The 11,825-nt window shown below is 71.6% G+C and carries 9 protein-coding genes; 4 read left to right on the forward strand and 5 right to left on the reverse strand.

Features of this window, described 5'->3' with window-relative positions; genetic code table 11:
- Positions 1–2: 2 nt before the first annotated feature.
- From ACFUK0_RS21310 to ACFUK0_RS21320, 3 genes are all read right to left on the reverse strand, one after another.
- A complete protein-coding gene (locus ACFUK0_RS21310; RefSeq protein ID WP_380252454.1) occupies positions 3–2,999 on the reverse strand; it encodes a tetratricopeptide repeat protein in 2,997 nt (998 codons plus the stop codon).
- A gap of 168 nt (positions 3,000–3,167) precedes the next feature.
- Positions 3,168–3,629, reverse strand: a complete 462-nt coding sequence (locus ACFUK0_RS21315; RefSeq protein ID WP_380252456.1) for a DUF6924 domain-containing protein — start codon at positions 3,627–3,629, stop codon at positions 3,168–3,170.
- Between the two features lie 336 nt (positions 3,630–3,965).
- The gene (locus ACFUK0_RS21320) at positions 3,966–5,462 is read right to left on the reverse strand and encodes an alpha/beta hydrolase family protein (RefSeq protein WP_380252458.1); all 1,497 of its coding nucleotides are present in this window, start codon (positions 5,460–5,462) and stop codon (positions 3,966–3,968) included.
- Between the two features lie 479 nt (positions 5,463–5,941).
- On the opposite strand from ACFUK0_RS21320, the gene ACFUK0_RS21325 reads away from it, so the two are divergent.
- Both ACFUK0_RS21325 and ACFUK0_RS21330 read left to right on the forward strand, forming a co-directional pair.
- Positions 5,942–7,102, forward strand: coding sequence for a sensor histidine kinase (locus tag ACFUK0_RS21325; protein ID WP_380252478.1), 1,161 nt, complete (start codon positions 5,942–5,944; stop codon positions 7,100–7,102).
- Entirely contained in the window at positions 7,099–7,767 is a 669-nt protein-coding gene (locus ACFUK0_RS21330; RefSeq protein WP_380252460.1) for a response regulator, read from the forward strand. The genes ACFUK0_RS21325 and ACFUK0_RS21330 overlap by 4 nt, the downstream gene beginning before the upstream one ends.
- 169 nt (positions 7,768–7,936) lie before the next feature.
- Here ACFUK0_RS21330 and ACFUK0_RS21335 read toward each other — a convergent pair whose 3' ends face one another.
- On the reverse strand, positions 7,937–9,730 hold the full coding sequence (locus ACFUK0_RS21335) for an adenylyl cyclase (protein WP_380252462.1): 1,794 nt from the start codon (positions 9,728–9,730) through the stop codon (positions 7,937–7,939).
- Positions 9,731–10,264: 534 nt separating this feature from the next.
- Positions 10,265–10,573: a hypothetical protein gene (locus tag ACFUK0_RS21340; RefSeq protein WP_380252464.1), complete on the reverse strand. Its 309-nt coding sequence runs from the start codon at positions 10,571–10,573 to the stop codon at positions 10,265–10,267.
- Position 10,574: 1 nt separating this feature from the next.
- Between ACFUK0_RS21340 and ACFUK0_RS21345 the strand changes: the two genes are divergently transcribed.
- Complete coding sequence (locus ACFUK0_RS21345) at positions 10,575–11,105, forward strand: hypothetical protein (RefSeq protein ID WP_380252466.1); 531 nt, start codon at positions 10,575–10,577, stop codon at positions 11,103–11,105.
- A gap of 134 nt (positions 11,106–11,239) precedes the next feature.
- Positions 11,240–11,674, forward strand: a complete 435-nt coding sequence (locus ACFUK0_RS21350; RefSeq protein WP_380252468.1) for a hypothetical protein — start codon at positions 11,240–11,242, stop codon at positions 11,672–11,674.
- Positions 11,675–11,825 lie beyond the last annotated feature (151 nt).

Genomic DNA, 11,825 nt, shown 5'->3' on the forward strand with positions numbered 1-11,825 from the left:
GGTCAGTCCGCGAGCTCCGAGCGCAGCGTGTCACGGTTGGCCTCGAAGCGCCTCAGGTCGGTGGTGAACGCCGCGGGGTTCGCCGACGCCAGCTCCCGCTGGATCGCGATGGCCTCCTCGGTCAGTGTCAATCCCTTGCGAATGAGGCCTAGTTGGGCCCAGTGGGAGGCCAGGTTGGCGAGCGCGCGGGCCAGCGCCGACCGGTACGCCGACGGGTGCTCGTCGGCCAGGGTCCGGTAGATGCCGACGGCCGCGTGGGACATCTTGATGGCGTCCTCCGTACGGTTCACCGCGGCGAGCCGGTTACCGAGGTTGTTCAACGCCATTCCGAGATTGTCCCGGTTGAAGGCCTTGCCGCTCGCGGCCAGGCCGCGGTGGATCTGCACGGCTTCCTCGGTGGCCGCCAGGGCCGCCGTCGGCCGGCCGACGGCAGCGAGCCGGTTCCCGAGGTTGGACAGCGCGGCGGCGAGGAACTCCTCGTGCAGGCTGGGGTTGACCACGGCCAGTTCGCGCCAGTGGGCCACGGCCTCCTCGCTGGTCGCCAGCGCCTCGGCGCTGCGGCCCGCCGCCCACAGGTAGATGCCGAGCCCGGTCAGCGCGCGGGCGAGGGCGGGCCGGAAGGCGTCCGGGTTGACCGTGGCCAGCCGGCGGCGGATGCTCACCGCCATGGCGGCGGGGCCGCATGCGTCCGCGCCGCGTCCCATGCCCCACAGGTGGTTGGCGACGGTGGTCAGCGAGGTCGCGAACTCGGGCTCGTACCGGTCGGGGTCGGCGGCAGCCAGGTCCCGGAAGACGGCGAGTGCGGCGAGGCCGGTCTCGACCGCGTCGGCCCGGTGTCCCAGCTGGAACTGCGCGATCCCCGCGTTGACCAGCGCGCGGGCGAGGCCGGGCCGGTAGCCGTCGGTATCGGCGTCGGCATCGGACAGCCGGTCGTACAGCTCCACCGCCTCGCGGGCGGTGTCCACGGCCTCTGCGAGGCGGTCCGCCTCCAGCAGGTGGTGGACCAGGTTGCTCAGGGGCCGGGCCAGGTCGGCCTGCGGGGCGTCGGGGTACTCGGCTGCTGGGTACTCGGCTGCATGGCGGCGGGCCAGGAGCACGGCCTCCTCGGTGGCGGCCAGGGCCTCGGCGTGCTGCCGCAGCGCCGACCGGCACGCGCCGAGGTTGGCCAGCGCACCGGACAGACCGGGCAGGTGCCGCGCGGGGTCCTCCTCGGCCGGGCCGCGCAGGCACTCGACCGCCCGGACGCTGCTGTCGAGCGCCTCGCGGGCGAGGCCGGCGTTCGACTGACGAGTCGCCAGAACGGCGTGCAGGAGGGCTCGTTCGGCCGGATCGCGGGTCAGGCCGAGGCGGTGCGCGGTCAGGCGTGCGGTCACCGCCGCGACGCCGACGTCCAGGTCGGTGTGCCGGCCCTCCGGGAGGTGCGCCTCCAGGGCTTCGAGGACGGGGACGATGTCGGGGAGGCCGGAGAGGATGGTCAGCGCGGCGCTGCCGGCGTCGACCGCGAGCCGGGGGTCCGTCAGCAGCAGCGGGTGCAGGTACTGCGGGCCGAGGTGGTTCCAGTGCTGGGCGGCGGACAGCAGGAAGGTGACCGCGCGGGCGGTCCAGGGAGCCGCCGCGCGGCCCGGGTCGCGCTCGGCCGTGCGCCGTTCGAGCAGTGCGGAGGTGTCGGCGGCGGCCCACGGCTGCTCCGGGTAGGCGAAGTGGTGGCCCGGCATGGTCAGGGCGAGGAAGTCCTCGGCGAGGCGGTCCGGGTAGAGGGGCTCCATGACCTGGTCGGCGGCCGGTTCGGCAGGTGGGTAGCAGGACGTGTGGTCGTCCAGCACCTCGGGGGCGTCGGGTACCCGGAGCCGGTCGAGGACCGCCGCCCCGGCCGCGCGGGCGAGTGTGCCGGTCAGGACGGCGGCGTACACGGTTCGGTTCATGACCTCGGGCGGTGTCCGGAAGCCGTTCCCGTCCTGCGCGGCGTTGGCGCCGTCGGAGTACTGCCGGGCCCAGTGCAGCCGCTCGCGGTCCAGAAGGTACATGGTCAGCCCCGGCTGGTCCGTGGGCAGTTCGATGCTCGGCCCGGACTCTGTCGCCGCCCCGGCCGCATGCTCCGTCCCGGCGCCGGTGCCGGTCCCGATCGCGGTCTCGGGTTCGGTCCCGATCGCGATGGTCGCCGCGCGGACGTCGACGGCGACCAGCGCGGCCATGTGGACGGCCAGGGTCAGCCCGAACTCCGCGTCGCCCAGCGCGGGCGGCGGGTGGACCATGGTGGCGTCGTCCACCCGGTAGATCCTCGCGAAGGCATCGCGGGCGGCGGTGAACATCGCGCCGCGGCCCTCCCCACCGGGAGACAGGGCCGCGAGGGACTGGACGGAGACGGTGGCCTGGTAGGTGTCCAGGATGCCGCGGAGCTGGGGCAGTTCGTTCATGGTGCGCCCCAGCATCAGCACCCGGGTGGTCACACCGCTCCGGTGCAGCAGGGCGTTCTTCAGCAGCCAGGTCAGGTTGGTGGTGAGCCACCGGTCGGCGTAGTCGACGATCAGCAGCACGCCGGCAGTTCCGTCGGGGCGCAGGTCCTGGCTGCCGGGCTCGATCGGGTCGGCGTCGGGGCCGTGGAAGGCGACGACGACCTTCCAGCCGGCCTCGGCGGACTCGTCGGCGAAGCGGGCGGCGAGGCGGCTCTTGCCCTGGCCGCCCGGCCCGTACAGCCACCGGACGCCGAGCCGGCCGCCGTTGTCCCGCCACTCCCGCAGCCGGTCGAGTTCGTCCTGGCGGCCGGTGAAGGGGACCACGGCGCGACGGGCGTTCAGCATCCGGCTCGGCAGCTCGCGGAGCCAGTCCCGGTCGGTGTCGGGCGGGCTCTGCCAGTTGCCGAGCAGGTAGAGCGGGAGTCCGCCGGCGCCGTGCACATGGATGTCGGCCCCGATCGCGCCGAACGCGAAGCCGTTGACGGCGATGACGTTCTGCACGTACAGCGGTTGCGAGTCGGCGGTGTTGCGGTCGGCGTCGCTCACTGGGCACCTGCCCCTGCTTCGGCATGTGACGGACAGTCAGGAGAATTCTATCGGCCCGCCCGCCCGTATCGGGAGGGAAGCGGAGAAGTCGGCCCTCGACGCGCTGGCGAGGTGGCGGTGGACCTCCTGCGCGACGGAGCGCTTGACGGCCGCGGCCGCGGCGAGTGCCTAGAAGGACCGGAAGATGCCTGCGGGATCGGTCCGGGCGGCATCGGTGACGTCCGCGAAATCCAGGTTGGCGATCGACAGGTTCGCGTGGATGTCGTGGATACCGGCCGGGACGGTGCGGACCGATCCGCCGTAGGCCTCGAACTCCTCGTCGCTCTCGCACTCGTCCCTGGTCAGGACCGCCACCGCCAGCAGTGCGTGGTCGTGGTCTCGCATGGTGATGCGGTCGGCGAGGAAGACGACGCTCAGATCCTCGTCCGCGGCCACGGCGGCGGTCACGTCGTCCGCCGTGGCACCGGCCCAGGCCGGGTCATCGACGATGTGGACGGTGGGCTCGTAGTCGTCGTCGCCCCACGGCATCGATATCTCCGCGCGCACGGCCTGCCAGGCGGTCTCGTCGCCGAAGTCGGTTCTGATGATCAGCGCGGCGAACTCATCGCGTCCGGTGACAGGGGGCAGCACTTCGGGCTCCGTCTCTGTGGGTGCGGGTACCGCGTACAGGGTGCCGGCCCGCACTGACAGGCGGTCGAACTCGGCCGGCACTGGTCAGCGAGACCTGACCGGCCCCTCACGGGTCAGCGTATCCAGGCCGTCGCCATAGGCCGTCGGCGGAACGGTTGGCGTACCCAGGTCGAGGACGCGCGCGAGCAGCGGGGACAGGGCCATCCGGACGGTGCGGCCGGTGCGCAGGCTGGGGATGTGCCCCGTGGCTGACCCGCCGGGACGCGGGCCGTTGCCTGGGCCGCGTCGACAGGGCCGTGGTTGGGGCTCTGTCGTCGGCCGCCGCGCAGCAGCCGATCAACGGCTGCTGTCCGGGTCCGGGTGGTGGACGGTGAGGTCGCCGTAGGCCCGCAGGATGCCGGCCAGGTCACCGGGTTGGTGCCGCAGGGTGGTGTCCAGGAAGGAGAGGGTGGCTGCGGCGACGATGCGCGGGCTCGCGGTGCGGCCCAGGGAGCCGACTATGGAGGGTACGGGCGGCAGGTACAGCGGGCCGTCCATGAACGTGAGGTGTGCGGCGCCGGGGACGGTGAGCCGGTAGCTCGTCGCGGTACTGGCCTGGAGCGCTTCGGTGAGGCGGGGTAGGTAGCGCGGGTCGGTTGCGGGGGTGACGGCCTGGGTGAGTGCGAGCGTGGGCTGGTCGAGGGAGGGGGTCGTGGGGCCGTGGGGGTAGCCGTCCAGATCGATGACGGCGTCGAACCGGCGGTCCTGCCGGGCTGCCTGGAGAGCGGCAGCACCACCCATGGAGTGGCCGGTGACGGCGACCCGGCCGGTGTCCAGGCGTCCGGTCAGCGGGCCGGCGATCTCACCTCGGTCCAGACTGTCCAGCTGGGTGAGGACGAAGCTGAGGTCGGCGGCTCGGACCGCTGTCCAGCCGGCTGCCAGCTCGTCGTCCTTGTCCCGGTCGCCGGTGGAGGCGATCCCGGTGTTGACCGTTCGGCCGTCGGCGAGGAGGACGGCGGCGGAGTCGTACGGATGGTCGAGCGCGGCGACCACGTAGCCGTGGCTGGCCAGTTCCTCGGCCCAGGCGGTGTTCTGGGTGCGCACGCCGCCCGACCCGGGGGAGAACAGCACGACCGGGAACCGTTCGCCCCCGCCGCTCACCGGGGCGTCGAAGACCGAATGGGTGTGGGCACGTGAGACGCCGGAGACCAGGAAGCCGGGCAGGCCGACTTCGCGGGCGAGGGCGTCGGAGACGGTGCGCGCCTCGTGCTCCGTGCGTCCGAGGTACCGGGCCCGCTGCGCGCCTGCGGGGCTCTGCTGCGCGGGATACCAGAGCTGCACCACGACCGTGCGCCGGTCGTCCGGATCGGCGGTGAAGCTCTCGGGCCGGCGTGGGTCGGTCCACTGCTCCACCCGGGTGCCGACCGCGAAGTCGCCTGACGGTTCGGGGAACGCGGGTACGGGGAAAGCCCAGGCGGCCACCGGGCCCGTGGCGATCAGGCCGGCGCAGGCGACCGATCCCGGCAACGCCAGCCACCAGCGGGCCCGCCGCGCCGGCCGGCCGGTACGGCGTCGCAGCAGGGGTGAGAGAGCGAACGGCAGCGCCACGGCAGCGCCGGTCAGTACCGGCAGCATCTGCCAGCGGATCCCCACCACGCTCAGCGCGATCGTGCACAGCACGAGTTCCGCCCCCGCCACGATCGTGACGCGTGGTCGGGCGGCGGAGGGAAGCCAGCGCGCCACCACCAGCGCGAAGGCACCTGGAAGGGAGAGGAATTCCGGAGGGGACATGTACAGCCCCGCGATGATCTCGGTCACCCGGCCATCCTCGGGGCGGGGCAGGCGATGCCACATCGATCCCGGGTCGGCATCGCCTGCGATCGCAGTCGCAATCCGGGGCCCGCCCCCGTGCGACCGGAGTCGCAGTCGCGCGTGCCGGGTGAACGGCTGCTTGCGACCGCAGGAGGTGAGGGGCCTCCTCCTGCGGTCGTACCCCGGCCCGATGCAGTCAGACGGTGGACTGATGTGCTTCGCGGGTCCGCGGCCTAGCGTGACAGGGCCGCAGTACATGCTGGGCTGCGCCCCCGTGTTGACCCGGCCCGGCTCCATCCGGTGCGGTGCCGGGCCCGGCCGGGGCCACCATGATGCTGAACCGACAAGGACGTGTGATGACCGAGGAGGCCGCAGGGCCCGGCGATGCCCGCCCGGTGCGCTACCGGGACCGCGTGCGGCGGACGAGGACAGCCTCACGGCTGACGAGATACGCCGACCTGGCCTCCGCGCGAGAAGCGAGAGCGGCGAGAGCGGCGCGACCGGTGGGACCGGTGGGACTCTTGGGAGCCGCCCGGCGCTGGGCCCTGCGATGGCCGCCCGTGATGGGGGACTCGCTGTTGCCGGCGCTGCTCCTGCTCGACATCGTCACCACCCGCGCGCCGAAGGAGCTCCCGGCGGCCGTGGCCCTCACCGCCGCTCTCGCACTGCCCCTGGTGTGGCGGCGCCGGGCCCCGCTCACGGTGTTCGGCGCCGTGGCAGCCGCGGCCTTCGTCCAGTGGCTGACGAACGTCCAACTGCCCGCCGACATCGCCCTGCTGGTGGCTCTCTACACGGTGGCCGCGAACTCGGGCCGGCGCGGCACGCTCCTCGCCGCTGCCGTCGTGGAGGGCGGGGCCCTGCTGGCCTGCCTGCGCTGGGCGACGGAGGGCGCATTCCTGACCCCCTTCGTCGCGGTGACCGCGATGGTCCTCGCCGCCGCCGTCCTGGGTGTGAACGTCCGGACCACGCGCGCCTACCTCGCGGTCCTGGAGGAACGGGCTGCCCGCCTGGAGCAGCAGCAGGACCAGCAGGCGCGCCTGGCCGTCGCCGAGGAGAGGACACGCATCACCCGGGAGATGCACGACATCGTCACCCACAACCTGTCCGTCATGGTCGCGCTCACCGACGCCGCCGTCTACGCGCAGCACCGGTCGCCCGACCGGACGACCGCCGCGATGCTGCAGGTCTCCGAGACGGGCCGGCAGGCCCTGACCGACATGCGGCGCACGCTCGGCATCCTGCGGACCGACGAACCGGACGCGCAGCGCCACCCGTTGCCCGGCATCGCACAACTGGCGGCCCTCGCCGACCAGATGGGCGCCGCCGGGCTGCCGACCCGCGTCGAGGTCCAGGGCGGCCACGCCCACGTACCCGCCACCGCACAACTCACCGTCTACCGCCTGGTGCAGGAAGCCCTGACCAACACCCTCAAGCACACACCCGCCGGTACCCACGCGAAGGTCCGGATACGGTGCTCGACCGAGGCCCTCACCGTGGACGTCATCGACACCGGCCCCTGCCCGCCACCTTCCACCGCCGCACCGTCCGGCCACGGCATCCCCGGCATGCGTGAGCGATCCGCCGCCTACGGAGGGAAGTTGCGGGCCGGACCGCTGCCCAGCGGCGGCTGGGGAGTCCATACCCGCCTCCTCCTCGGCAGCAGCGGAGCGGTGTCCGCATGACGATCCGCATCCTGATCGCCGACGACGAGGCGCTGCTCCGAATGGCCTTCAGCACCGTCCTGGAGGCCCAGCCCGACATGGCACCGGTCGGCGAGGCCGCGGACGGCAGCCAGGCCGTACGCCTCGCCCGGGAGCTGCGCCCCGATGTCGTCCTCATGGACGTCCGGATGCCCGGGACGGACGGGATCGAGGCGACCCGGCAGGTCATCCGGCTCGCCCCGCAGAGCAGGGTGCTGATCCTCACCACCTTCGACCTGGACGAGTACGCCTTCGCCGCACTGGGCGCCGGAGCCTCGGGCTTCCTGCTGAAGAACACCAGGCCCGAGGAACTGCTCACCGCGATACGCAGCGTGGCCGAGGGGGACGCCGTGGTCTCCCCGCGGATCACCCGCCGCCTGCTGGAGAACTTCCGTCCGCACATCCCCGACGGCAGCGGCAGCGGCACCGACCACGACGAGCGGCTGAGGCGGCTCAGTGCCCGTGAGCGCGAGGTGCTCGTCGAGGTGGGCCGCGGCCTGTCCAACGCCGAGATCGCGACCACCCTGTTTCTCGCGGAAGCGACCGTGAAGTCCCATCTGGGGCGGATCCTGCAGAAGCTCGAACTCCGCGACCGGATACAGGCCGTGATTTTCGCCTACGACAGCCGTCTGATCCACCCGGCATGACGCCGGCGCCCGGAGCCGACGGCGATGTCCTCGGCTTCGGACGTCACCGGCGCCGGACATGCTCGCCCTGGTACTTCGCTCAGTACGTCCGTTGGTTACTGGGCGTTCCGGTACGCCCTGGCTGGAGATGGGGCGTACCGGAAGGCCTGGTCACTGTCCTGACGGAACGTCAGAAGGACGCGACGCCGTTCGAGTACCCCTTCATGGAGTAGGTGCCGAACCCGTTCTGCACCGGGTCACCGCTGTTGTTGACGCAGTGCAGGATGCCTCCGCCACCGGGGCCGTTGAGGCAGACGGTCATCAGGTCGGTGAGGACGACCCCGGGGGTGTCGGGGACCTCGTACGCCCGGTCGGTGTAGATGTCGGCCTGGAGGTTGAAGAAGCAGTAGCTGCCCAGGCCCCAGGCCTGGTGTTCGGTTACGGAGTCGGCGACCTTGTACGCGGCGTAGCCGCGGGCGCCCGGGCGGACCCAGGCGGACTGGGTCGGGACGTCGTAGGGGTGCTCGTTCTGGAAGAAGTAGGTGCGGCCGTGGTTGCCCTTCCAGAGCACCTCGTGCTTCTGGAAGTGCTCGACGAACAGACCGTAGACGGTGACCCGGTCGCCGTTGACGAGGAAGCCGGTGCCGGCCGGGTTGACCGACCAGCCGACACTGCCGTCGAGGCCGTGGTCGGCGCGCCAGATCCAGACGTGGTCGACGATCACGTCGTTGCTGTCGATCTGGATGCCGACCTCGGTGCCGCCGGGCACGAAACCGCCGACGCGGACGAAGACGTCGAAGAGCGCGGTGGGGCGGGCGGCATGGTTCTTCCGGCTGCGGCCGTCCCCGACGCTGAGCAGCACGCGGGAGCCGGCGGAGGCGGTTTCGAGGAGCACGCCGGCGATGGAGACGTCGTCGACGTCGGCGACCTCGATGAGCGAGTTGCCCTTGACGGCCTGGAGGGTGGCCAGGCCCAGGCCGAGGACGACCGTCCCGGGGCGGGACACCTCCAGCGGGGCCGAGAGCGGGTAGATGCCAGGGGTGAACAGCAGGTGCTCACCCCGGGAGAGCGCGTGGTTGAGGGTCTTGGCGGAGTCGCCGGGCCGGGCCACGTGGAAGCGGGACAGCGGGATGCTGTGCCCGGCGGTCTTGCCGGAGGCCCAGGTGGTCCCGGTGGAGTTGCGGCGCAGGGCCGGGACGAAGACGTGGTACGAGCCGCGCGCGTCCACGGTGAGGAACGGCTTCTCCCGGACGACGGGGGTGCGGTCGACCGTGGTCATCGGCGGGTTGGGGAAGCTCTGGGCGGGAGCGCCCTGGGTGCCGACGAAGACCATGTTCCAGTTGGCGCCGGTCCAGCTGCCGAAGGTGTCGTTGCGGGACAGCCACTGCTGCTGCGAACCCGACTCGACCTGGCCGTCCACCACACTGTCGGCGAGGAAACCGCCGCTGGACCAGCGGTTGCCGGGCGGGCTGGGCCACAGGGTCATGTTGCCCTTGACGTGGGTGCGGCGCATCGGGGCCGCCTGCGAGACCGCCCAGCGCTCCAGGCCGTCCGGCGGGACGATGCACAGGTTCTCGGCGGCCCGCCAGAAGTTCTGGGTGCCGTTGCCCTCGAACCACTGTGCGTCGGAGGTGACATGACCGTTGATCACGACATCGTCGGGACTGTCGCCGAGGCCGAGCACGTGCGTGTAGAAGCCGACGTTGATGTCGACGTTGTAGGTGCCCGGCTTGAACGCCAGGACGTGCCGCTCGGTGCCGAACTGGTTGGATTCCTGGATCTTGAACACGGCGTCGACCTGGGCCTGGATCGCCGCGTCGCCCATCGAGGGGTCGAAGACCAGGAAGTTGGCGCCCAACCCGGGGGTCCCGCGGGATTCCGACGCGGCATGGGCCGCGCCGCTCGAAAGGCTGCCGACCACGGGCAGTGCGGCGGCGACCGCGGCGCCGCGGAGCACGGTCCGGCGGGGCGGGGTGAAAGACATGACTCTCCCTGGGTGGTGGATGGACGGGAGGGGTCCGAGGCAGGTTCCCACGGCTTGAGAGCGCTCTCCCGCGCTGGGAAGTGAATCACCGGGACCGTGCGGCGTCAATGACTCCAGATCACCTGTCACGGTTGGGCGTCGGACCCGCCCTGCCGTCCCACCTGTGCGAACTGGGGCGTCTTCTGGCGCCCTGTCGGCTGCAGCGCTGTGTTGTCGCAGGTGGGAGGAGGTGCTGCCGTGGGGCGGTGAGGTGGCCGGTCCGGGCGGTCAGGTGTAGGACGCCACGGGTGTCCGGGGGCTGACGGCAGGCGGGCCGGGCGGCCTGGATGCCTCGGGCTCGCGGTCTGTGCGGATCCGGCCGCTGCTCGGGAGCGCTCTCCCTTGCGGCGGCGTCCTGATCGCCCGCTCTCGGATCGGTGCGGCCGCCTGCGGTTGGGGTGTTGTGCAGGTCTGGTGCGCGAGGGTGTGGGCGGGGTGCTTCTGGGGTGTTCGGGTGCGTGGGGGTCGGTGGGGTCGGTGCGTGCTGTGGTTCTGTCAGACGTCGTGCAGGTTGACCAGGACGCCGTTGCGCCAGAACACCGTTGGCTCTTCGCCTACGGCCCACAGGGGGAGCCTCGGTGCTGTGTAGGCGAGGAAGTAGTCCGCACCTTCGTCGATCGGGCACCCTGCCAGGCGGAGGAGGACTTCGAGGGTGCCTCCTGTGACGGGGTGGCCGCCGTCGTGGACATCCTCGGTTTCGGGACGGCCCAGCACGGCCCGGACATCCTTGGCCCGGATCATCCGCAGGGGTACCTCTTCGATCAGCTCCTCTGTCTCCTTCGAGAAGATCTCCAGATACCACATCTTGTACTTCCACCTTTCGGTCCTTGCAGGCAGGTTTGCTCTGGGCACCGGTATCAAGGAGCGGGCGCTGAATGAGATCCTCGGCAATACGGTCGGCCGTGTAGAGATCGGCCTCACCGCCGACGGCGGCGTCCGCGTCGAGGACGACGGCACGGGTCTCCCGGTCGGGTACGCCGGCCATGGTGACGGCCCTGCGCTGGAGAGCCAGTTGACCGTGCTCGGCAGCGGAGCGCCGCCGGCCGGTCGGCGTTCGCTGTTCGGTGGTTTCGGTGCGGTGGGACTGGCTGTCGTCAATGCGTTGTCGAGCCGTCTGGTGGCGGTGGTGCGGCGCGATGGCGGCTGTTGGGTGTTGGAGTACGAGCGGGGTGTGGGCGGTGTGACGCCTGCCGGTACCGGGCCGGCCGTGGTGACGCCTGCCAATGTGGGGCCGGTTGGTGGTAGTGGGACGGTCGTTCCTTTTGGCCTGATGCCGGGGTCTTCGAGACGCTGGAGTTCTCGTTCGGCACGCTGGCGGGGTGGTTCAGAGAAGTAGCTTTCCTGAACCGGGAGTTGGACATCTCGTTGACTGATGGGCGTGATCCTTCGGCGCCTCGCGTTGTTCGGTTCCGTTTTCCGGGCGGGGCGGGCAACTGGATCGCGGGGGAGGGTGTCCCGGTCCGCTCGGAGGTGATCGGTTTCGAGCATGGGTTCTCCGAGATGGAGGGGACCGTGGAGGTGGCTTTCCGCTGGTGTGATTCCGGTGCGGGGCGGATCGCGAGCTACGTCAACAGTTGGCGGACCGCCGCCGGCGGTACGCATGAACTCGGTTTCCGTGACGGGCTGGCGGCCGCGCTGACGGCCTGCGCCCGGGAGCGGCGGGTGCTGACCCCGTCCGACCCGGATTTCAGCCCCATGGGGCTCGGTGTGGGCCTGTCGGCCGTCGTGTTGGTGAAGCTGGACCGGCCGGAGTTGGAGGGGGCCACCCGTGACCGGCTGGGGAACGCGCCGGTCCGTGCCTGTGTCGCTGAGGCTGTGCGGGAGCACGTGTCCGTGTGGTTGCGCGCTGATCCGGTGCGGGCGGCGGCCGTTCTCGCGCGGATCCCGACGGCCGTCCGTCACTGACGGCGGCGCACCGGAACTCCGGCTGGCGGGTTGCGCTGTTGCGTTCTGGTTCTGGTGTGGGTGTGTGTGGTGGGTTAGAGGGGGGTGGTGTGGGTGTGGGCGGTGAAGGTGGTGGTGTTGGTTTGGGTGGCGGTGATGTGGTGGGTGGTGG

Origin of the sequence: Kitasatospora sp. NPDC057223, assembly GCF_042669755.1 — a bacterium.
Taxonomy (GTDB): domain Bacteria; phylum Actinomycetota; class Actinomycetes; order Streptomycetales; family Streptomycetaceae; genus Kitasatospora.